This is a genomic window from Acinetobacter sp. ACNIH1 (genome assembly GCF_002934695.1).
Taxonomy (GTDB): domain Bacteria; phylum Pseudomonadota; class Gammaproteobacteria; order Pseudomonadales; family Moraxellaceae; genus Acinetobacter; species Acinetobacter variabilis.
Genome location: NZ_CP026420.1, coordinates 978,575 through 1,000,132, shown reverse-complemented (window position 1 = coordinate 1,000,132; position 21,558 = coordinate 978,575). Strand labels below are relative to the sequence as shown.

Here is a 21,558-nt window from a genome sequence, read left to right as displayed (position 1 = left end):
AACAAATTTTAAATTAATTATTCTTCGCCCAGGATCGAAAGAATCCCATCCAGCTCTTCTAAAGAATGATAGCTAATGACCAGCTTGCCTTTTCCTTGCTTGTTGTAGTCAATTTTAACATCCGCACTAAAGCGCTCAGACAGACGCTGAGTCAGCTGCTGAATGTCTGGCGCAATCGCTGCTTTTGGTTTTTCTGTTTTCGGTGCATTGTAGTCGCGTACCAACTGTTCGGTTTGGCGTACTGATAGGCTTTTTTCAATGACCATCTCAGCAACTTTAAGCTGATCTTTAGCCTTCAAAGTCAGGATGGCACGTGCATGTCCCATATCCAGCAAGCCCTGCTGCATAAAGTCTTTTACTTCTTCAGCCAGAGTTAGCAGACGCAGCAGATTGCTCACTGTGGTACGCGCCTTACCGACAGTATCGGCAATTTCCTGATGGCTTAAACCAAACTCGTCATGGAAACGCTGCAAAGCCATCGCCTGATCAATCGGGTTCAGGTCCTGGCGCTGAATGTTTTCGATTAAAGCTAATGCAATTGCGACCTGATCATTCAGCTCACGCACAATCGCAGGAACTTCAGTCAGGCCTGCCAGTTGTGCCGCACGCCAGCGACGCTCACCCGCAATAATCTCGTATGGATAGCGTTCATCATCGACCGGACGGATCACGATCGGTTGCATGATGCCATGCTTTTCAATCGATGCTGCCAGTTCCTGCAGATCCTGCTCATTGATATAGCGACGTGGCTGATATTCACCACGTTTCAGCAGATTGACATCAATCTGTTTCAACTGACCATGATCAAGACCTTGTGCTTCGAGTTGTAATTTTTCTTTTTGAATTGATCCCAGCAAGGCATCTAAACCACGACCTTTGGCGAGTCCACGTTTCTTGACGGTCATGCTTTACTTCCTTTTTTCACTTTGCTTTTCTTTAATACTTCAGCTGCCAGATTCAAGTAAGCAACTGCACCCTTTGAACTTTTTTCAAAATAAATCACTGGTAGACCATGTGCCGGCGCTTCAGCCAGACGGATATTACGTGGAATCACGGTTTCATAAAGTTTTTTACCAAAATATTGCTCTAACTCTTCTGAAACATCACGGGTCAAGGCATTTCGTGCATCATACATGGTACGCAATACACCCACGATCTGTAGGTCTGGATTAAGTGCCTGCTGAATGCGGTCAATGGTTTGTGTCAGATCAGCCAGACCTTCCAATGCATAATATTCGCATTGCATCGGGATGATGACACCATCCACCGCTGCCAATGCATTCACGGTGATCAAGCTTAAGCTTGGTGCACAATCAACAATGATATAGTCGAATGAGGATTCAATTTCCTGCAAAGCTTCACGCAAAATGAATTCACGGCCTTTTTTCTCGGCAATCGCCAGCTCCACACCAGCCAGATCACGGTTTGCCCCTAAAACCTTATATCCGACTTCAGCTTTAGTAATCGCAGTTTCAATCGGCACTTCACCTAGCAATACATCAGTCACTGAATACAGCAGGTCATTTTTCTGAATCCCCGACCCCATGGTCGCGTTACCTTGAGAATCCATATCCACAAGCAAAACGCGTTTTTTTAACACAGCGAGAGATGCCGCCAAATTTACTGCGGTTGTGGTTTTACCGACACCACCTTTCTGGTTGGCAATCGCAATAATTTGTGCCATGTTGACCCCGATCCTTCAAAAATTTTAAATACGTTTTAATAGAAGTAAATGACGTTGTTCGTCCAAGCGCGGAACCTTCAGTTCAATAATCTGACAGCTAAATTCATCTTTTAACGCTGCCACTTCCTCTTCAGGAATCAAACCTTTCATGGAAGCAATAATACTCTGCTCATGCATATACGGTTTAGATGCATTCACAAAATCTGTCAATGAAGCAAATGCACGACTGGTAATCACATCAAACTGACCCAGCTCACTGATACTGTCTTCATTTTCCACACGGGTTTGTACTGCAATGACATTTTTTAATTTTAGGTCTGCAATAAACTGCTTCAGGAAACGAATTTTTTTACCGTTTGAATCCAGTAGTACACATTCACGCTCAGGCTGACATAAAGCAATGATCATGCCCGGCATACCACCACCAGTCCCGATGTCGAGCAAACGACCTGCAGGCAAATCCTTTAGAATACTCAAACTGTCAAGCAGATGCTTAACTAGCATTTCCTTAGGATCACGAATTGCAGTCAAATTGTATGCTTTATTCCACAACACCAAAGCGTCCTGGTACTTGAGTAATAAATTTAAAGCTTCATCAGACAGCTCTAAACCTAAAGCCTGGCTACCCTGCTTTAGTTCTTGAAAAAACGTGTGCATAAACAATCAATGCTCGAAAAAGTTAAGTGGAAGTATACCGTTTTCTCTATATTGGCACAGTAGGGAGTGCTTAGTGAATATTCACTTAAGCAGACTTCCCTTCTCGGATCATTAAATCCAATGCATTCAAACGCTCAGGTGTTCCCACATCCACCCAAATACCTGTCAATTTAGAAGCAGCAATCTTTTTTTCCAGCATTGCTGCTTTTAATAGTGGTGCTAAAGGACGTTTTCCAGCCTCTAAGCCTGCAAACATTTTCGGATGAATCACTGATACACCACTAAAAGTCAGGTTTTCACCCGCCACCTGCTGGTCAAAGGTATAAGCCTTGCCGTCTGCAAGTGTAAAATCACCGTTAGGGTGCTGCTCCGGGTTTTGTACCAAAACCAGATGTGCCAGATTTTCACCCAGCTCAACATTCAATAAAGGTGCAAAGTCCATGGTTGTCCAGACATCACCATTGACCAGAATAAAAGGCTCATCACCCAGAAGTGGTAAAGCATTAATAATGCCACCGGCTGTTTCCAGCCCTTCACCTTCATGTGACCACAAAATCTTGACACCAAACTGTGAACCGTCACCCAAAGCCTGAGCCAGTTTTTCACCTAGCCAGGCAGTATTGATGACAATTTCATTCACACCCATCGCAGCCAGTTTTTCAATATGCCAGACAATTAATGGTTTGCCGCCCACTTCCAGCAAAGGTTTTGGCGTATGCAAAGTTAAAGGACGCATGCGGTTGCCCAAGCCAGCCGCGAGAATCATCGCTTTCATTTAGGCCGCTACCTCGTATGAACCATATTTTGCTTCAAAAGCTGGCATCACTTTTTCATGAATAAACTGCATAAATGGCTGTAATTCTGGATAGTCTTTGGTTTCTTCGAGCAGATACCACATCACACGTGGCAGGTCTTTTAGATAGCCAGATTTCCCATCTCGCTCAAATAGACGTACGAAAATACCTAAAATCTTGATATGACGCTGAATCGCCATCATATCCGCATCTTTTTTAAACTGTTCGAAATCACGGTCCTGTTTTGCCGCTGCTGGTAACAGGTCATAGAACACTTTAAACCAGCGATACACGCGATCTGCATTCCACTGCACATAGGCATCACGGGTAATAGAGATCAGGTCATAGGTATCAGCACCAATCACTGCATCCTGAAAATCAATCACACCCAGTTCGGTTTCATTTTCGATTTTCATCAGGTTACGGCTATGAAAATCACGATGCACAATGACTTGAGGTTGTGCCAAAGCAGCATTCGCCAGTATCGCAAATGTGCGCTTGATCAAAGCAGATTCCGCTTCAGTAGGCTGGATTTTTAGAGCAGGTAGCATCCAGTCAGTCAGCAACTCCATTTCAGAAATAAGCTTCTCATAAGAATAAGCAGGAAACTGACCTTCTCCAGGAATGGACTGCAGCTGAATCAGCTGTTTAAAACTTTGCTCATAATAGGCATCAACCGTCTGATCATTCAGCAGATTTGACAACAGCACATCACCAAAATCTTCGAGCAGCAAAAAACCATTTTCCAGGTCTTTGGCCACAATGTGTGGAACACGTACGCCATGGGCATCAAAAAATTCATCAATCGTCACAAAAGGCACACAATCTTCTTTTTCTGGTGGTGCATCCATGAGCATAAATGTTTTATTATTCAGTTTGATTCGTGCATAACGACGAAAACTTGCATCGCCTGCTAAAAAATGTGTTTCAAATTGATCTGAACCGAGTACAGAAGCAATCCAAGATTGTATCAATTGTTCGCGTTGAGTATTCATTTGCAATAAATTCTAGTACAGGCTGAGTTTTTAAAGTGCTAAGTGTAGCTACTTATCAACTTTTTCTCTATGATGCGACAATAATTAATTGCGATAAAAGCATGATTGGTTAATGAGACAAATGAAGCATCACTTTAAAATAAACCCTCTAGCGACTGCGATCTTAACCCTTTTATGTAGTAGCTCGGTCTCAAGCTATGCTGCATCAAATGACTCATCCAATGTAAATGCGGAACAACTTAAACAGCGCATTAATGAGACCTATCCCGGTGAAGCATTCTTCTCACAATATTATGTGGATAAATCTTCGCCAGAAGCACAGCAGCGTCAAGGTAAATACCTCAGTTCAGCCTATTGTGAGGGCGCCTGGGTCACTCCTATTGCACCTGATGCACCGACGATTGACCCTGAACAGGCAACTTCAACCATTACTGCAGACTATGGTCATTATAATCCGGCCGGGGATTCCTACTTAGAAGGCAATGTGATCATTGATCAGGAAGGTCGCCAGATTCGTGCGGAACGCGTGACGATTGATCAGACTCAAACCTATGCTAAGGCAGAAGGTCAAGTCCAATTGGCCCAAGGTGGCTTGATTTCGCAAAGCGATGATATCAATTACAACCTGAAAACCCAGCAAGGTGACTTAAACAATAGTTTCTTCATTGCCGAAGAACAACATGCGCATGGTCGTGCTGAAAAGATTGCCAAAACCTCTGACGATACGCTTGAACTGGAAAATGCCACCTATTCCACCTGTCCACCTGAACAAAAGCCGACCTGGAAAATTCAGGCAGATCAAATCAAGCTGAATCAGGAAACCGGTCGTGGTGAAACCCGTAATACCAAGCTCTATGTGAAAGATGTTCCGGTACTGGCTGTTCCTTATTTTAACTTCCCAATCGATGATCGCCGTACCACAGGGATTCTGACGCCAACTTTCGGATTTACCAATGATGGGGGTCTGGAATTGGGTATGCCGGTTTATCTTAACCTGGCACCACAATATGATGCGACCATTACGCCACGTTATATTAGTGACCGTGGTGCGATGCTGGATGGCGAGTTTCGTTATCTAACAGAAAACTATGGTGAAGGCCGGATTTGGGGTGGCTACCTGCCATCTGATGAAAGTTATAGCAATAAAGACCGTAAAGACCTACACTTCCTGCATAACTGGCAAATCAACGATCAGTTCTCAACAAATCTTGAATATAATTACGCATCAGACAAGGACTTTTTTGCCGATCTGGATAATAACCCAGATTCAAAAACAGACCTGAACTTGCGCCGTGCTTGGGAAGTTAATTATAAAAATGGTATCCCCGGCTTAAAAGCTCAGTTTAAAGTTGAAGATTTCCAGACGCTTGATCCTGCCGTTCTGGATGAGGACCGCCCTTATGCGCGTTTGCCGCAGCTTTTGGTGAATTATAAGACCGGTAACCCACTGGGTTTACAATACGAATTTAATAACGATACGGCTTATTTCCAGAAAGACATCAGAAATACTGAAAATATTGATACCGGTGATGAAGCCATCTATCAACCAAGTGGTACACGCATCTATAATGATTTCTCGGTACGCTATAATCACTTTACCCCTTGGTCATTCTTCATTCCTCAGGCGACATTACGCAATATCAATACTTTCTATGATCAAGATACTATTGATCGTATTAATAATAATCAAACCAGCTCATCAAGTGAAAATCATTCTATCGTAGTGCCACAATTTACGCTGGACACCGGTTTAATTTTTGAAAAAGATGGTCGCTATTTACAGACCTTGACGCCTCGCCTGTTTTACGCTTATTCACCATATGAAAATCAGCGCAATCAGCCAAACTTTGACTCTGTCGTAGCCTCAATTAATTATGATCAATTATTTAGTGCACGCCGCTTCTATGGTAATGACCGCTTAGAAGACAATAACTTCGCTTCTTTAGGTCTTAGTTACAGTTTATTTAATGAAGAAGGTTTAGAGCGATTACGCGCCAGTGTGGGACAAAGTTTCTTCTTTGAAGATCGCCGTGTCACATTAGATCGTGAAGCAGATAAATTTGATCGTGAAAGCCATACTGGTCCAGTTATTCAGCTTAGAAGTCAGTTAAACAAAAACGTGCATGTCAACCTAAATTCTAGCTGGATGTCGAATGGCTCCAATGCCCAGCGTGATGTACAGGTTTATTATACGGGCGATCAGGGCAATCTATATAACGTAGGCTATTTCTATCGTAAAGATATTCCAAACCGCCAGGAAAGTTATGATCAGGTGGTTGGCTCATTTATCCAGCCAATTGCCAATAACTGGCGTCTGGTCGGCCATGCACAATTTGACCTGGACAATAGTGTCGCACGTGAATATTTACTTGGCGTAAACTATGAGTCATGCTGTTGGGGAGTATCTGTCTATGGCCGCTCATACTACAATGACCTAGACGATATCAATGACCCGGATGTGAAAGCGAAACGTGCAGTGATGGCTGAAGTAACGCTTAAAGGTCTTGGCGGGTTAAGCAACAAGCTAACCTCATTACTAGAAAATCGTATTCTAGGTTTTAACAATATCAATCAAACTTGGACAGAACGTTAATGAAGACAAAACAGTTAAAACAAATTTTTAAAGCGACCGCACTTGCGCTATGTCTTTCTTCAGCGATGACGACTTTTGCTGTTGCCCAACCTAAAGATGAAGTTGTAGCTGTTGTCGACAATAGCGCTATTCTGCGTAGTGATCTGGCACAAAGCGTTGCTGAAATTTCTCACCAGTTGCAAAAGCAAAACAAGCCTGTTCCACCGCAACCTTATCTTGAACAACAAGCACTTGAACAGCTAATTGTACGTCAGGCTCAACTGGAACAGGTTAAACGCTACAATATTCGTCCAGATGAAAAATCTTTAAATGAAGCAGTGCTTAAAGTAGCACGTGATTCAGGCTCCCCTAGCTTGGAAGCTTTCCAGCAAAAACTGGATGCTATCGCGCCGAATACGTATGCCTCTTTACGTAACCGTATTGCAGAAGATCTAGCACTTAGCCGTTTACGTCAGCAAGCAGTAAATTCACGTATTCAAATCAGTGATCAAGATGTTAAAAACTTCCTGAATACACCACAAGGTCAAGCTTTGTTAGGTAGCCAGGTACATGTTCTGCATTTACGTATAACCGGAGAAAATGCTCAACAGATTGCTGCGCAAGTAAGAAATGATTTAAGCAGCAGCAATGATATTCAGGCGATCAGCAAAAAATATTCAACTGGCGATATTAAAGTAGATGCATCTGATATGGGTGTTCGAAACCTATCAGAAATTCCAGGCGAACTCGCTGCACGTGTTTCTACTTTGCAAGCGGGTCAAACATCTGAGCTAATTCCTGCGGCAGATGGCGTGCATGTCCTGAAACTTTTAGAGCGTAAAGATGGTGAACAAAAAGCACTGGTACCTCAATACCAGACTCGTCATATTCTGATTCAAACATCAGAAGTGGTTAGCCCGGAAAATGCTAAGCAGATGATTGATAGCTTGTATACGCGTCTTAAGCAAGGTGAAGATTTTGCAGTATTGGCGTCTACTTTCTCTAATGACACAGGTTCAGCGCGTGATGGCGGCAGTTTAGGCTGGGTCAGCCCAGGTGTCATGGTACCTGAATTTGAACAGCGTATGAAAAGTACGGCAGTAGGTCAGATTAGTGAACCATTCCAGTCACAATTTGGCTGGCATATCCTGCAAGTGACCGATACACGTCAACAGGATATGACTCAGGAATATCAGGAACGTATGGCCCGCCAGATTCTGGGTGAACGCCAGTTTGATGCTGAGCTAGATAGCTGGTTACGTGAAACCCGTAGCAATGCCTATGTAGAAATTAAAGATCCACAGCTAGATCCTAAACGCGCTCGTTAATTTAAGAGAAGAAAAGCCAGCATTATGCTGGCTTTTTTAATGACTTAATTCTTTAAATAATAAAAAGCCTCTTATTAAGAGGCTTTCTATTTCAGATCCGATTAACGATTGTTTTCGTCGTCAGAAGAATCTTCAAATTTTGAATCGTTGTCAAAACCTGCGCCTTGACCACCAAAGCCAGCGCCTTGACCACCAAAGCCAGCACCTTGACCACCGAAGCCACCTTGACCACCGAAGCCACCTTGACCACCGAAGCCGCCTTGACCACCGAAGCCACTTTGACCACCGAAGCCAGCACCTTGACCGCCGAAGCCACCTTGACCGCCAAAGCCACCAGCAGCGCCTTGACCACCGAAGCCACCCGCGCCACCTTGACCACCGAAGCCCGCACCTTGTGGACCAGCAGGAGCACCAGCTGGACGAGGATTACGTGCAGGTACTACTGTAGAAATCGCGTGTTTGTAAACCATTTGGCTTACTGTATTTTTTAATAATACAACGTATTGGTCAAAAGACTCGATGTGACCTTGTAATTTGATACCGTTTACTAGGAAGATAGAAACTGGAATACGTTCCTTACGGAGAGAATTCAAGAATGGATCTTGTAAAGTTTGACCTTTAGACATGTTATAACTCCAAAAATTTAAAAATCAGCGCAAAAAACTATCTCTATTTTTCAATTAAAAATTATAAAAAAGATAGTACTCAAATTTTGCTTTATCCGTGACAGTTTCGCAAGTCTTCTTGGGCCTGCTCGAGCGTAAAATATGTTGTAAATTTATGCTTTTCTTGCAAAGATCTCAACCAGGTATATTGACGTTTGGCAAGTTGTCGTGTCGCAAATAAAGCCTTATCCTCCATTTCCTGTTGTTTTTCATGACTTAGGTCACCTTTTTTTAAGAATTCTATGGCTTGGCGGTAACCTACTGAACGCATTGAGGGTAAATTTTCGTCAAAATCGTATTTTCCCATTAATCCTTTAACTTCATTTAAAAATCCGTTTTTCCACATAATTTCAAGACGTTTTTCAATACGCTTATGCAATTCTAACCGATCAGGCATTAAGGCATAATTATAGAAACTGTAACGATATGGTAAATTTTTTGGTTGTTCTGCTTGTAGTTTTGTAATCGGCTCACCTGTTAGCTTAAAAACCTCTAATGCGCGGATAATTCTCTGTTTATCACTCACTTTAAATTTCTGACCCGCCAAGGGATCTACCTGACATAATTTAGCATACACCGCTTCCCACCCTTCACGAGCTGCTTTCTCTTCAATCTGGGCACGCACCGCGTAATCTGCGCTTGGTAAATTATCAGACAAGCCTTCAAGTAAGGCCTTAAAATACAGCATGGTGCCACCCACCAGAATTGGAGTTTTACCACGTGCATGAATATCATCAATCAGACGGCAAGCATCTTCGACAAAGTTTGCTGCAGAATAGACTTCGAGCGGACTAATAATATCGATTAAATGATGCGGATAGCGCTCTAACTCGTCTTTAGAAGGTTTCGCTGTACCAATGTCCATTTCCCGATAGACCAGCGCAGAATCGACAGAAATCAGCTCAAAATGACCTTGCTCGTATAGTTCACATGCCAAAGCAGTTTTACCGCTTGCAGTTGGTCCCATTAAATTGATGACCGGCAGTTGATTGGACATGTAAGGTTACTCTCCCCGAGCAAAAAGTTTATCAAGTTGAGACAATGGAAATGCTCGCCAGGTTGGACGACCATGATTACATTGGCTCGCAAATTCAGTTTGTTCCATCTGACGCAGCAAAGCGTTCATTTCAGACAGACTCAACATTCGATGTGCACGTACCGCACCATGACAGGCCATACCTGCAAGAATCTGATCACGTTTTTGCATTAACCCCTGTCCCTGATCATTCGGATCCAGATCATTCAGTAATTCAAGGATCAAGGCATCAAAATCAGCCTTATATAAAATGGCCGGTACGCCTCGCACAATGACCTGTTCATCACCATACTGGTCAATTTCCAGACCTAAACGAGCAAGTTGATCTTTGAGTTCGTCAACACGCATGGCTTGCATACGACTAATGCTCACCACTTTAGGAATCAGCAATTGCTGGGATATCCAGAATTCCGGTTTATCCCAAGCCATTTTCATCTGTTGCAGCAGAATACGCTCATGCGCCGCATGCATATCTACGATGATTAAGCCTTCGGTATTTTGCGCTAGTATATAAATACCATGCAGCTGGGCGATCGCAATCCCTAAAGGATGCTCATCCACTTTACTATGTAAATGTGACTGTAATGCATTCGATGCTGAATGACTAGTTTCTGCTTCAGTTTCTCTTAAAGGAGCGAGATAACTTTTCAAGGCATTATTCAGCTGCTGTGAACCCGAATATGACTTACTGTAATCCTGTGCATAATGCACAGTTTGTGGACCAGATGATTCAAAATCCGTTAACACATCAGAAGCTTCTTCTTCACGCTGATGATATGGATATGTGGCGGGAATAACTGGTTGAGTGACTACGGACTGATGCAGGCTAAACTGCTCCTGATAGCGTGGCTGAGGTGTAATTGCAACAACTTCAGACTCAGTTTTCATGGCCTCAGCCAGATCAGCGGTCGCAGTCTGGAATTGTGCCAGGGTTTCCTTGGCATAGTGACGTACAAATTCATGTACTTCACGCTGGTTCAGGAAACGAATTTCATGTTTGGTCGGATGCACATTCACATCGATACTTTCTGGATCGATTTCCAGAAAAAGTAAATAAGCGGCATGCTGATGCCCATGCAGGATACCATCATAAGCCATACGCAGAGCGTGCGAAATGGTCTTGTCCTTAACGATCCGGCCATTCACATAGACATATTGCAGATCGGCTTGAGCCCGTGCATCCGAAGGATGTCCGAGCCAGCCAGATAAACGCATATTGATACTATCTGCATCAATCCAGTAAGCATTTTCAGTAAACTGACGGCCAAGTAATTGTTGCACACGTTGAAAACGCAAAGCACCACTATCTGCGACCGGCAAATTCAGCTTGATGGTTTGGTTATGTTCCAATACAAAGCGAATATCGAAATGCGTTAAAGCCATACGGCGGACAATTTCTTCGATATGTCCAAATTCAGTGCCGGGCTTTTTTAGAAATTTGCGCCGCGCCGGAACATTGAAGAATAAATCCTGCACCCGGATCTGGGTACCTTTGGATGCTGCGACCGGTTGAATGTCTTGATGATCAAAAGCCGTACCGTTCACTTCGACCTGATAGCCGATACCATCTTCATTCTGGCTACTCGTTAGAGTCAAACGAGACACTGCAGCAATTGAAGCCAATGCTTCACCACGAAAGCCCAAGCTGGTAATCGCATGCAACTCTTCAGCTGTTTGAATCTTACTGGTTGCGTGACGCATCACGGCCAATGGCAAATCCTCATGATGAATGCCTCGGCCATTATCAATGATTTCAATCAGCGTACTGCCGCCCTGTTCCACCCGGATGATCAGCTCGGTTGCACCCGCATCAATCGAGTTTTCCAGCAACTCCTTGACCACAGATGCAGGACGTTCAATCACCTCACCTGCGGCAATCTGGTTCGCCAGCGCAGGATTAAGTGCACGGATACGGCGTATGCTTAGATCATCAACCATTTGGGAATTCACGCTCCAAAGCTTGCTGTAAGGCCAGATTAGAAGAAATCAGACTTGCAGTACGGGTCAGCTCATCTTCTGATTTTAAAATTTCAATAATTAAATCGGCTTGTGGGATTTCATCGCCACCCTTAGAAGGCCATTCAAATAAAAATAGCGCATTGGGAGTTTCTAAATAATCCCGAATTCCCATCAATTCAAGTTCATAAGGGTCATTGAGACGATATAAATCAAAATGAAAGATATCCTGACCATTCACCTGATAGGGCTCCACCAGTGTATAAGTCGGACTTTTTACTGAGCCTTTATGACCGAGTTGTTGTAAGTAATAACGCGTCAGCGTGGTTTTCCCCGCACCCAAGTCACCAATCAGATATATAACGCCCGCAGAAAAATTATTTGCCAGAACTTTGGCCAGATTTTGGGTGTCATCTTCATGTTTTAAAGTGACATTAAATGAATAAGGCATATTACTCACGACATGATGAAAAAGAATAATTATGATAGCATCGCAACGCTTTAAAAGCCTATTCACCTCTGTGAGAAACTGTATTTTTTCACAGCATCCGTTCCAGACCAGAGATAGATCCACGTTGTGATGACTTCGACTGTTGAATTTAACCCACCCATGCTAAATGGGGTTACGGCAAGTAAAGTATTCCTGCAAGCGACCTCAGATTCACCCAATACAGTCTATGCCTATCTCTGTGCACAATTTCCACATATTGAGTCAAGCGAATGGCAATCCCGTTTCAATAATGGTCTGGTTTATGATGCTCAGGGCAATACCTTAAGCATCGAAAGTTCTTTTCAAGCGAATACTCATTGTTTTTATTATCGTTTTTTGGCACACGAAGTGCATGTTCCTTTTCAGCATCAGATTTTATTTGAGAATGAGCATCTGCTGGTCGTAGATAAACCTCATTTTCTGACCATGAGTCCTACTGGGCAATATGTACAGGAAACCTTGCTGGTACGCCTAAAACAGCAAACTGGAAATGAACATCTTACTCCGATTCATCGATTGGATCGTGAAACGGCAGGTGTGGTGCTGATTTCAAAATGTGTGCAATCGCGTGGGGTTTATCAGCAAATGTTTGCGACTCGGCAAGTACAGAAAACTTATCATGCGATTGCGGCTTATCGTGATGATTTAAGTTTTCCTCTCATCACAAAGCTGAAAATGGAAAAAGGCCAGCCCTTTTATACCATGCAGGTGGTAGAAGGAGAACCTAATAGCGAAACCGAAATTCAACTGCTACAACATGATCAACAATGGGGCAAATATGAGCTAAAACCGCATACAGGAAAGCAACATCAGTTAAGGGTACATTTAAGTCATTTGGGAATTCCGATCCAGAATGATCCTTTTTATCCGCAGGTTTGCCATAAGGCGGGGGATGATTTTTCTACACCGTTACAGCTACTGGCCAAACACATTCAGTTTACGGACCCAGTTACCCAAAAGCAGATGCAATTTAGCTCTGAACTTGAATTGACACTGTAAATCTCTTGTCATTACAGATTATTTTCTAAAAACGGCAATTTGACGATTGAAATCCCGAAGTTATCTATTAGAATAAGGCGAAAAGTTAAGTAATTTAAAGCTTTGAAAATATTATGAGAAAAACTGAAGTTTATCAAATTCGCCTGGATTCCCAAGAAAAGAAACAGGCATTTGCAGTATTTAAACAATTGGGGATTACGCCGGCTCAGGCAGTTCGTCTTTTTTTTAAACAGGTGGTTCTGACCAAATCAATCCCCTTCTCGATTGAAAATCAGAATATTAATCTGGAACAGCTGATCAAGTTACGCAAGCAGAAACAGAATGAACTTAAGGCAGAACAAACCTCAAGTCCAAGTACTACAGCGATTCCAGCAGATCATCAGGAGATGAATCTGGATGATGATCATTTTGATTTATTTGAAGAACTGAATGCCATTTTAGGTGAGAGCGACAAAATTTAACATTGTTGCATTTACGAACAATTCTTAAGTTTCTCTCCTTTCAAACTTCGCTATGCTTGATGTTAATGATAAATAATAAAATTAACATGGAGTAAGCCGATGATCGTGCGACGTGCCCAGTCAGAAGATATACCTAACCTGGCCGTTTTATTTGATGAGTACCGTCAATTTTATGGTACTTCTTCCAATCTGGATTTATCTTACGAGTTTTTGAAACAGCGTTTTGAAGATGGTCAAACTGTCATTTTTATCAACACTAAAGATGAGATTTTTACCGGATTTATTCTGCTGTATTTAAGATTTTCCTCAGTCGCATGTTCTACTTATTATGTGCTGGACGATGTCTATATTAGTCCGCCTTATCGCCGGCATGGTGCAGCCAAGCAACTGGTTGACACTGCTATCTTGTTTGCCCGACATGAAAATGCGCTTCGAATCAGCCTGGAAACGCAAAAAACCAATTATCAGTCACATAAACTTTATGAGTCACTTGGATTTATTCAGGATAATGAATTTGTGACGTTCCATTGTTTCCTGAAATAAATCCCAGACTTTATTCGGTACGGAATTTTGCCTGTGCCACTTGTTCTGCGTCCAGATAGGTCCATTCCCCTATTGCCAGTTCATTCAAGGCCAATGCACCAATCTGGGCACGATGCAGCTGCTCCACTTTATTACCAACAGCTGCCAGCATACGTTTCACCTGATGATAAACCCCTTGATGAATGGTTATTTGCAGACGATTTTCATCTAGACGAACAATATCTGTAGCAGCAAAGGTGCCTTTTTCATTTCTCAATTCCACACCCTGTTCAAGCTGTTGAATCTGCTCATCTGTCACGGGATCGGTAGTAGTCATCTGATAGACTTTCGCCACATGTTTTTTAGGATGGGTCAACGCTTGTAGAAACTGACCATCATCCGTCAGCAATAACAATCCGGTGGTGTCCTGATCGAGACGACCTACACATTGAATTCCACGGTTTAACAGGATGTCATCAAACAGATCAAATACACTGAAATGATGTGTGGTCTGATGTGAGCACTCATAATCTTGTGGCTTGTTGAGCACAATATATACTTTTTCCCGATAGCGATACTCATGACCATAGACGCTAAAAGTCAGATCTTGCAGATTCAGCTTATGCTTGGGGTTATCGATGAGTTCGCCTTGAATCGAAACAGCACCATTTTTAATCAGTTGCTGACAATGTTTTCGTGAGCCGAAACCTTGTGATTGCAACATTTTTTCCAATAGCATCTGTCTGAACCTGTTTAAACGAACAATAGGCGCATTCTATACCGAAAACCAACTAGATTCAGTTCTTATAAGGCTTTCTCCCTTTAAATGGGTAAAAAGCCTATAATCCTGTGACTTTTCATTTTTCCTATCTCCTTATGTCCCAATTTGATCTGAATCTGCTTGTTCTTCTGGTTCTACTGGCTTGCGGTATTTTTAGTCATAATACTGCTGTGACCATTGCCGCGGCCGTGTTGATCGTATTAAAAATCACGCCTCTCAATGAACTCTTACCTTATATACAGCAACATGGCCTAAATATCGGGATTATTATTTTAACCATTGGAGTATTGGCTCCGATTGCTAGCGGAAAAATTCCCGGTGACAGTATTCTGAAATCTTTTCTTAGCTGGAAATCTTTACTGGCAATTGCAATCGGTCTATTTGTTGCCTGGCTTGGTGGACGCGGGGTGAAACTGATGTCAAGTCAGCCTGATGTCGTTGCAGGTCTATTAATTGGTACGGTCGCAGGTGTGGCGGTACTTCGTGGTGTCCCAGTCGGGCCATTAATTGCAGCCGGGATTTTATCGTTATTGATTGGAACGCAATAAGTCTTTAACCATGATTGTGCAATATTCTTAAAAATTAATATTCTAAAATTAAGAACTGCATAGTATTAAATCACATGATCAGCGACATGGATGTCGCTCGTTGGATTGAGGTACAGGATGTACCTTCAATCCAACAAAAGATTTTTGTTACTTTTGATCTTTCAAAAGTAAAAGCTCAGGTTAAATACTAAAATTTAAAAACCCAAATTTTATTCCACAAACAGCAAGGCCAAACGCACCTGATCATAACCCATACGCGGGCTGGTCAGTTCCACGATTGGGCGTAATTTAATACTGCCATCATCATTAAAATGATCTGAATTTTGACGTTTGGTTAGACGTTTATAAATCTTACGGACTTGTTCAACAACTTCCTCACCCGGATGAGCTACTGAGATATCAAGACCTTGCTCTTTATGCAAACGTCCGAGATGGTTAATGATGGTTGCTGGTGTCAAGCCACGTTCAGTTGCAATATCGGAAATCTCATACCCTTCTTCAAACAGTTCACGGGTTTCATCCAAGGTTGCAGTCGCGTAGTTTTGCTTACCACCATTTTTGGCAATTTTCTTCTCATTACGCTGGATCTCAACTTCGTTCAAAGTGCCACCACAATGGCGGATAAAGGCCTTATGCTGTACAGTCAAATCCACGTTTTCAAAATTCGCTTCTGCTTCATCTGACAGTTCCTGAAAACGGCGATCAGCCTTAATGGCAAGACTATCAAGTTCCAGAGCCTGTTCATTAAAGCCTTTCAAGCGTAGACCATTTAAGCTTTTTAAACGGGATAATGCTACATAGCCCTGACCTTTTTCAAAGGTATGACTCAGGTCAATCTCAGCAGCTTCTAGCGTCATGCCTTGAGACTTATGAATGGTAATCGCCCAAGCCAAACGTAGTGGAATCTGCTGGAAACTGGCAATAGTTTTACCTGCTTCATTATCTACCGACCAGGTTTCAGGCTCTACAATTAATGTAGTTCCATCTGTCAGTTTAACTTTTGGCAGAATGCCATGCTCATCATCATCTTCAAAGCCGATCACTTCACCCAAGCTGCCGTTGATATAACCCATATCAAAGTTGTTTTTCACGAACATGACCTTGGCATGTTTTTTCAGGGTTAAGGCTTCGGGTGCTCGGACTGAAGACTTTAAGGCTTCAATCAGTTTTTCATTACCATCACATTGCGCATCAAACTGGCGGGGATCCTGATCAATTTCATTCAGATGCTTAAAGTTAATGCTGTCGACATCCATATTGTGGGTATAGAGACGTGTATAGGTATCGCCAATGTCCTGCTGACGTGTACCCTGTAGCGCTGAACGATGTTCAGGTGAAATGGCCTGTGCACGAATGGCATTCAGAATATCATTTAGATAGTCATTGCCCTGACGGTGCTGTTCAGTCAAGTAACAGACACGGAACTTGGCTTCAACCCAGGCATCCGACATAAAGCAGAATTTATCGCGGTTACGCTCATCATTTTTCCCAACGGGCGGCAACTGGAAAAAGTCCCCTGCTACAATGACCTGAATCCCACCAAAAGCTTCATCACTTTCCTTGAAATATTTCAGCACCTGATTGACCAGATTGAGCTGCTTGGCATGCAGCATGGAAATTTCATCAATGATCAGGACTTGCGCATTTTCCAAGTGTTCTTTCAGGTATTTACGCTCTTTCATGCGCTTCAGATCTTCTTCAGACAAAAAGTCTTTGATCCCGATTCCTGCCCAGGTATGAATGGTCATGCCATTCATATGCGTTGCCGCAATACCAGTCGATGCAGTAATGGCAACCGACACCTTACGGGCTTTCAGATAATTGATATATTGATTAAGCGTATAAGTTTTCCCTGCACCCGCAGAACCGGTTAAAAAGACATTTTCCCCTGCTTTTAAGAGCTTAAGTGCAGTTTCCTGTTTCATAAAAGAGATACCGTAAAAGAACGGCTATAGCCTAACGATTTTTGCCGGAAAAGTTAAGCTTCACGGACAGAAAAGCACTGAATCAGGTCAAGCCTGCAGGTTTAACCAGTTAATAAAATGCTGGGCAATATTGATATATTCAACTTCCGCTTTTTGATTATTTGGATACTCAAGCTGGTCAAAAATGACTTGGTCATTCTGCAACTGACAGCCTAAAATCAAAGGTAATTTAATGGCAGGATGTGACATGCGAAAGGCCACATATTCACCTTCGACTATACGCTGTGCATAACTTGCAGCCAGACAGTTCCGGAATATTCTAGCCTCTTCAATAATCCGCTCTAGTGTTTTCAATTCCTCAAACCGCCAATTAAAATACAGTAGAAAATGTGCTTGTGTGAGCGGCCTCCAGCTGGCTAGAGCAAAGTCTTTTTTGAGCTTGGCAATAATCTCTTGCTTCTGAATTTGCTCATGCCAGACAACTGCCTGCGTAAATAAACTGGTCCAGCTTAAATTTTTAGGCATTTCTGTTTGAGTAGAAAAATACTCCGGCAGATAATCACGGATATAACCATCCAAACAGGATTCCCGCACATGCCTTGCATGTAAATAAAAGCGCTTCCTGAACTCTACAAATGGAATCTGGTTACGTTGTAGCACGTTATAAAAATCACGGTCTTGCTGAGTTTGGGGCCGAATATAAGCCAGCACATCCTCAGGCAAATCACGGGTGACCTTATACAGATGCTGCATATAAGCCTGCATCACCCGACTTAAGTTGGCGTAAACTCTTTTAGTCATCTGATCACCCATTGCCACTACATCCCGCAATAATCCGATCCATTCATCCAGATATAGAATCGATGGACTAATGGCAATACGATGATCCTCAATAGCCTGACGCGTCCCTTTGAGAACAACTGTTCGATTTAGCTCATGCTCAAACCAGTGATGCTGAATGGCATATTGATGAACATCATCAATAAACAGACGTGCTGCGATATATTGAAAATATTGCAAGGTAGCTAAAACAATCTGCGGATGAATATGATGCGTATCGATAAAGCTTAAAGCTGTTGCTGCTACCCGCACACTGCTATGTTGAATGTTGCTGCTCAGCCAATCCAAGATTTCCGCAGGCTGTTTAAATAGCCAGTTCACTACGCGATGACAGTCAAATAAAGGAAGTTTGGCGACTTTTTTTTGCCATAAATAAGGATTATTTTCCAGAAAATTGCGTTTGGATAGCAGATCATTCCGATGCCAGCTATCACGATTCATCAACCGAACAAAGCCCAGTAGATGACTTTGCTCTTCAGCATGCCGATACAGCAAACGGATATCGTCAATATGGTCATTCAGCTCATGCAGATTGAACCGGTTTTCAAAGGATAAGGAGATAATCCGGAAGGTTGCTGGGTGCAGAAACTCAGGCGCACTAAAACAAAATGCATCCAGACTATCCATAACTGACTGAATCGATAGAAACTCATCTGGCTGCAAATATTGCAAGGAAAAGATTTGCTGTAGCTGTTTTAAGACATTCGCAGGAATCTCATGCCCACTTTGAATCCAATTACTGATACAAGGCTGAGTATAAACTTCGGCTTTAATCATAAAGGAGTCGATGATTTCAGCCTGCACAAGCGACATCTGTTTTAAGCAATTAGCAACTCGGTCAGGCGCATTAACCCATATATAGACTTGATCAATAATGAGCTGCCGGAGCTGTTTGGCTTTATCACGTAAAAACAGGGAATGCTGGGGCTTTAAATCACCAGTCAGAAAGTAAATATCCTGAAAGAAAAACTCTTCCAAAGCCTCTGCTTTAGCCAGCCTGGAATCAATCTGCATTTCTGCTAAGGCATGGGGACTTTCCAGATTTAAATCTTGAGGTGTATATAGCTGTATATTTAATAAGCCATTAAGCAGATCAATTCGATGCTCATCCTGATGAATCCTGAACAAATTCTGGGCATTCACATGACCAATAAGCGCCATTTGATCCAGATACAGCTGATTTAACTCAGGAAAAATACTGAGGCATTGTTCAGCGAGCTGTCTGAATGGCAGTAACAAACCCTCCTGTTCCATATTTCCCCCTTCGTTTTAACCCTATTGAGTTACAGACCTACTGAATTTCAATCCTTTAAAATCGCTTTTTCCTTTCTATTACAGAAATTGAAGCATGGTGATTTTTTAGACGATTCGATCTCAATGTAAAGCAAAGCAGGAATGATGAAAAGACCTAGACTTCATCTTGCCGACGTCTGTCAGCCAACAGTTCTAGCCCCTGATAGATCTTGTGTTGTAAATACTCACGAAAATCAATCAGATCATTCTCGTGCTGCACATGATGAATTGGCTGCCGCGGCATAAACTGAAAATAAAAAGGCAAGCGTTTGGGAAACAGATTTTTAGGTAAGGAAGGAATCACGTCACCATGACGTAATAATTTATTGAGTTGGGGAATTTTTAATAATTTTTGAAAATACTTATGTTGAATGATCTTATTGGCATCAAATCCAATCTCATAGATTTCATCACCGCCCAGTGCAGCAAAAGGGACAATATCGTATTGAAACTCTTGTGCTAATTTCAGAAAACCGTAACGCTCTTTCCAGATCAGCTGATACTGCTCACCTTCCCGCTTCAGCACTTCACGGCCACCACCCGGAAAGACCAGAATCGAGTAGCCTTGCTGCATGGCTGAGCGGACATAGTCCTGTACACCATCAATAGCACCAAATTTCTTCACTGCTTCACGCCATAGCGGCACATAAAAATGGCTATGATCAGCAATACTGACCACAGCCACTTGATGTTCGTTGTACAGGTAATCAATCAGCATTGGCGCATCAAAGATGCCATACATGGAATGATTACCCACATACATTGCAGGTCGACTGGCATCAATATTTTCAGCCCCTAGAAAAGTAGGCGTGAAATACAGTTTGGATAAGGCACTTAAGCGCCTGATCCATGCTCCGTCATGCTTGACCTGCAAAATATACTCCCGGCTTATGCCACGCGTTTTTGTACCAGAATTGAACCTACTGAGTAGCCTGCACCAAATGAACACAGCACGCCATATTCGCCGTCTTCAACTTCATTTGCAGTACGGTGTAAGGCAATAATGACACCTGCTGAAGAGGTATTGGCAAACTCATTCAGAATGATAGGTACCAGACCTGGCTTGGCATTTTCTTTGCCCACTACCAGTTTTAGAATCAGTTCATTCATGCTGGCATTAGCCTGGTGCAACCAGAAGCGTTTCACATCTGTAGGGGCAATATGATTTTTCTCAAGTTGAGCAGTAATCATCTTCGCAACCAGTGGACACACTTCTTTAAATACCTTACGACCGTCCTGACGGAAACGTTTGTCGTCGATATCCGCATTTTCTGACGTATTCAGGAAACCGAAGTTATTGCGGATATTGTTTGAGAACTGGGTAAATAATGAAGTATCCAGAATCTCGAAACCGGTTTTAGTTTCAGTATCTTCAATGATCGATGCTGTTGCGACATCACCAAAAATAAAGTGACAGTCACGTGAACGGAAATCGGTATGTGCAGAGGTAATTTCAACATTCACCAGCAATACACGACGTGCACCTGCTTTGATAGCATCAGCAGCCTGTTTTAAACCAAAAGTTGCTGCTGAACATGCGACGTTCATGTCATACGCATAGCCTTGAATACCCAGAGCAGTCTGGATTTCAATCGCAACCGCAGGATAAGCACGTTGCAGGTTTGAACATGACAGGATCACGACATCGATATCTTCAGCAGTAACACCGGCATTTTCCATCGCCTGTTTTGCTGCGATCACACCCCATTCTGCCTGAAGGGAAATTTCATCATCTGAACGTTCACGTAGATTTGGACGTAAACGTTTTGGATCGAGGATGCCAGTTTTTTCTGACACATAACGGCGTTGTACGCCTGACGCTTTTTCAATAAATTCTGCGCTAGAACCACGACGCGCATCTAATTCGCCTGCAGCGATTTTATCTGCATTTTCGTGATTATACAGTTCCACATAAGCATTTAAACTTTCAACTAACTCTTCATTGGTAATGACATCTTCCGGATGGAACAAGCCAGTACCCGTAATACGGATGCCCATGTAAAACTCCTTCT

The 21,558-nt window shown here is 42.6% G+C and carries 20 protein-coding genes; 6 read left to right on the top strand and 14 right to left on the bottom strand.

What is annotated here, in order from left to right; translation table 11 throughout:
* Positions 1-17: 17 nt before the first annotated feature.
* The 5 genes from C3F22_RS04950 to C3F22_RS04930 all read right to left on the bottom strand — a co-directional run bounded on the left by C3F22_RS04950 (position 18) and on the right by C3F22_RS04930 (position 4,130).
* A complete protein-coding gene (locus tag C3F22_RS04950; RefSeq protein WP_034170580.1) occupies positions 18-905 on the bottom strand; it encodes a ParB/RepB/Spo0J family partition protein in 888 nt (295 codons plus the stop codon).
* A complete protein-coding gene (locus C3F22_RS04945) occupies positions 902-1,684 on the bottom strand; it encodes a ParA family protein (protein ID WP_104425949.1) in 783 nt (260 codons plus the stop codon). Before C3F22_RS04945 ends, C3F22_RS04950 begins: the two co-directional genes overlap by 4 nt.
* Before the next feature lie 24 nt (positions 1,685-1,708).
* The gene (rsmG, locus tag C3F22_RS04940; protein WP_104425948.1) at positions 1,709-2,341 is read right to left on the bottom strand and encodes a 16S rRNA (guanine(527)-N(7))-methyltransferase RsmG; all 633 of its coding nucleotides are present in this window, start codon (positions 2,339-2,341) and stop codon (positions 1,709-1,711) included.
* Positions 2,342-2,426: 85 nt separating this feature from the next.
* Entirely contained in the window at positions 2,427-3,116 is a 690-nt protein-coding gene (gene murU, locus C3F22_RS04935) for an N-acetylmuramate alpha-1-phosphate uridylyltransferase MurU (protein WP_104425947.1), read from the bottom strand.
* Complete coding sequence (locus tag C3F22_RS04930; RefSeq protein WP_034170583.1) at positions 3,117-4,130, bottom strand: aminoglycoside phosphotransferase family protein; 1,014 nt, start codon at positions 4,128-4,130, stop codon at positions 3,117-3,119.
* Between the two features lie 121 nt (positions 4,131-4,251).
* On the opposite strand from C3F22_RS04930, the gene C3F22_RS04925 reads away from it, so the two are divergent.
* Both C3F22_RS04925 and C3F22_RS04920 read left to right on the top strand, forming a co-directional pair.
* On the top strand, positions 4,252-6,723 hold the full coding sequence (locus C3F22_RS04925; protein ID WP_104425946.1) for an LPS-assembly protein LptD: 2,472 nt from the start codon (positions 4,252-4,254) through the stop codon (positions 6,721-6,723).
* Positions 6,723-8,030, top strand: coding sequence for a peptidylprolyl isomerase (locus C3F22_RS04920; protein ID WP_104425945.1), 1,308 nt, complete (start codon positions 6,723-6,725; stop codon positions 8,028-8,030). Before C3F22_RS04925 ends, C3F22_RS04920 begins: the two co-directional genes overlap by 1 nt.
* 101 nt (positions 8,031-8,131) lie before the next feature.
* Here C3F22_RS04920 and hfq read toward each other — a convergent pair whose 3' ends face one another.
* The 4 genes from hfq to tsaE all read right to left on the bottom strand — a co-directional run bounded on the left by hfq (position 8,132) and on the right by tsaE (position 12,138).
* Positions 8,132-8,656 (bottom strand): RNA chaperone Hfq, encoded by a 525-nt coding sequence (gene hfq / locus C3F22_RS04915; protein WP_104425944.1) that lies wholly within the window; start codon positions 8,654-8,656, stop codon positions 8,132-8,134.
* 91 nt (positions 8,657-8,747) lie between these two features.
* The gene (gene miaA / locus C3F22_RS04910; protein ID WP_104425943.1) at positions 8,748-9,692 is read right to left on the bottom strand and encodes a tRNA (adenosine(37)-N6)-dimethylallyltransferase MiaA; all 945 of its coding nucleotides are present in this window, start codon (positions 9,690-9,692) and stop codon (positions 8,748-8,750) included.
* 6 nt (positions 9,693-9,698) lie between these two features.
* Positions 9,699-11,669, bottom strand: a complete 1,971-nt coding sequence (mutL, locus tag C3F22_RS04905) for a DNA mismatch repair endonuclease MutL (protein WP_104425942.1) — start codon at positions 11,667-11,669, stop codon at positions 9,699-9,701.
* Positions 11,662-12,138 (bottom strand): tRNA (adenosine(37)-N6)-threonylcarbamoyltransferase complex ATPase subunit type 1 TsaE, encoded by a 477-nt coding sequence (gene tsaE, locus C3F22_RS04900; RefSeq protein WP_104425941.1) that lies wholly within the window; start codon positions 12,136-12,138, stop codon positions 11,662-11,664. The genes mutL and tsaE overlap by 8 nt, the downstream gene beginning before the upstream one ends.
* Positions 12,139-12,267: 129 nt before the next feature.
* Between tsaE and C3F22_RS04895 the strand changes: the two genes are divergently transcribed.
* The 3 genes from C3F22_RS04895 to C3F22_RS04885 all read left to right on the top strand — a co-directional run bounded on the left by C3F22_RS04895 (position 12,268) and on the right by C3F22_RS04885 (position 14,180).
* On the top strand, positions 12,268-13,176 hold the full coding sequence (locus C3F22_RS04895; protein WP_104425940.1) for an RluA family pseudouridine synthase: 909 nt from the start codon (positions 12,268-12,270) through the stop codon (positions 13,174-13,176).
* Between the two features lie 113 nt (positions 13,177-13,289).
* A complete protein-coding gene (locus C3F22_RS04890; RefSeq protein WP_004784032.1) occupies positions 13,290-13,637 on the top strand; it encodes a type II toxin-antitoxin system RelB/DinJ family antitoxin in 348 nt (115 codons plus the stop codon).
* A gap of 99 nt (positions 13,638-13,736) precedes the next feature.
* Positions 13,737-14,180, top strand: a complete 444-nt coding sequence (locus C3F22_RS04885; protein ID WP_104425939.1) for a GNAT family N-acetyltransferase — start codon at positions 13,737-13,739, stop codon at positions 14,178-14,180.
* Between the two features lie 10 nt (positions 14,181-14,190).
* On the opposite strand, the gene C3F22_RS04880 is transcribed toward C3F22_RS04885, so the two are convergent.
* Complete coding sequence (locus C3F22_RS04880) at positions 14,191-14,898, bottom strand: pseudouridine synthase (protein ID WP_104425938.1); 708 nt, start codon at positions 14,896-14,898, stop codon at positions 14,191-14,193.
* Between the two features lie 137 nt (positions 14,899-15,035).
* On the opposite strand from C3F22_RS04880, the gene C3F22_RS04875 reads away from it, so the two are divergent.
* Positions 15,036-15,488: a DUF441 domain-containing protein gene (locus tag C3F22_RS04875; protein ID WP_034702287.1), complete on the top strand. Its 453-nt coding sequence runs from the start codon at positions 15,036-15,038 to the stop codon at positions 15,486-15,488.
* A gap of 209 nt (positions 15,489-15,697) precedes the next feature.
* Here C3F22_RS04875 and C3F22_RS04870 read toward each other — a convergent pair whose 3' ends face one another.
* The 4 genes from C3F22_RS04870 to C3F22_RS04855 form a co-directional block, all read right to left on the bottom strand.
* Complete coding sequence (locus C3F22_RS04870; RefSeq protein ID WP_104425937.1) at positions 15,698-17,413, bottom strand: AAA family ATPase; 1,716 nt, start codon at positions 17,411-17,413, stop codon at positions 15,698-15,700.
* A gap of 87 nt (positions 17,414-17,500) precedes the next feature.
* Positions 17,501-19,507 carry a hypothetical protein gene (locus C3F22_RS04865; RefSeq protein ID WP_104425936.1) on the bottom strand — a complete coding sequence of 669 codons (2,007 nt, stop codon included), beginning with the start codon at positions 19,505-19,507 and terminating at the stop codon, positions 17,501-17,503.
* A 154-nt stretch (positions 19,508-19,661) separates the two neighbouring features.
* On the bottom strand, positions 19,662-20,420 hold the full coding sequence (locus tag C3F22_RS04860; RefSeq protein WP_104425935.1) for a 1-acyl-sn-glycerol-3-phosphate acyltransferase: 759 nt from the start codon (positions 20,418-20,420) through the stop codon (positions 19,662-19,664).
* Between the two features lie 14 nt (positions 20,421-20,434).
* The gene (locus C3F22_RS04855; protein ID WP_004784039.1) at positions 20,435-21,544 is read right to left on the bottom strand and encodes a beta-ketoacyl-ACP synthase III; all 1,110 of its coding nucleotides are present in this window, start codon (positions 21,542-21,544) and stop codon (positions 20,435-20,437) included.
* Between the last annotated feature and the right edge of the window lie 14 nt (positions 21,545-21,558).

Bases quoted from the DNA above. Each gene is read 5' to 3' on its own strand.
- C3F22_RS04950 (WP_034170580.1), bottom strand. From the start codon at position 905: ATGACCGTCAAGAAACGTGGACTCGCCAAAGGTCGTGGTTTAGATGCC.
- C3F22_RS04945 (WP_104425949.1), bottom strand. From the start codon at position 1,684: ATGGCACAAATTATTGCGATTGCCAACCAGAAAGGTGGTGTCGGTAAA.
- rsmG (WP_104425948.1), bottom strand. From the start codon at position 2,341: ATGCACACGTTTTTTCAAGAACTAAAGCAGGGTAGCCAGGCTTTAGGT.
- murU (WP_104425947.1), bottom strand. From the start codon at position 3,116: ATGAAAGCGATGATTCTCGCGGCTGGCTTGGGCAACCGCATGCGTCCT.
- C3F22_RS04930 (WP_034170583.1), bottom strand. From the start codon at position 4,130: ATGAATACTCAACGCGAACAATTGATACAATCTTGGATTGCTTCTGTA.
- C3F22_RS04925 (WP_104425946.1), top strand. From the start codon at position 4,252: ATGAAGCATCACTTTAAAATAAACCCTCTAGCGACTGCGATCTTAACC.
- C3F22_RS04920 (WP_104425945.1), top strand. From the start codon at position 6,723: ATGAAGACAAAACAGTTAAAACAAATTTTTAAAGCGACCGCACTTGCG.
- hfq (WP_104425944.1), bottom strand. From the start codon at position 8,656: ATGTCTAAAGGTCAAACTTTACAAGATCCATTCTTGAATTCTCTCCGT.
- miaA (WP_104425943.1), bottom strand. From the start codon at position 9,692: ATGTCCAATCAACTGCCGGTCATCAATTTAATGGGACCAACTGCAAGC.
- mutL (WP_104425942.1), bottom strand. From the start codon at position 11,669: ATGGTTGATGATCTAAGCATACGCCGTATCCGTGCACTTAATCCTGCG.
- tsaE (WP_104425941.1), bottom strand. From the start codon at position 12,138: ATGCCTTATTCATTTAATGTCACTTTAAAACATGAAGATGACACCCAA.
- C3F22_RS04895 (WP_104425940.1), top strand. From the start codon at position 12,268: ATGACTTCGACTGTTGAATTTAACCCACCCATGCTAAATGGGGTTACG.
- C3F22_RS04890 (WP_004784032.1), top strand. From the start codon at position 13,290: ATGAGAAAAACTGAAGTTTATCAAATTCGCCTGGATTCCCAAGAAAAG.
- C3F22_RS04885 (WP_104425939.1), top strand. From the start codon at position 13,737: ATGATCGTGCGACGTGCCCAGTCAGAAGATATACCTAACCTGGCCGTT.
- C3F22_RS04880 (WP_104425938.1), bottom strand. From the start codon at position 14,898: ATGCTATTGGAAAAAATGTTGCAATCACAAGGTTTCGGCTCACGAAAA.
- C3F22_RS04875 (WP_034702287.1), top strand. From the start codon at position 15,036: ATGTCCCAATTTGATCTGAATCTGCTTGTTCTTCTGGTTCTACTGGCT.
- C3F22_RS04870 (WP_104425937.1), bottom strand. From the start codon at position 17,413: ATGAAACAGGAAACTGCACTTAAGCTCTTAAAAGCAGGGGAAAATGTC.
- C3F22_RS04865 (WP_104425936.1), bottom strand. From the start codon at position 19,507: ATGGAACAGGAGGGTTTGTTACTGCCATTCAGACAGCTCGCTGAACAA.
- C3F22_RS04855 (WP_004784039.1), bottom strand. From the start codon at position 21,544: ATGGGCATCCGTATTACGGGTACTGGCTTGTTCCATCCGGAAGATGTC.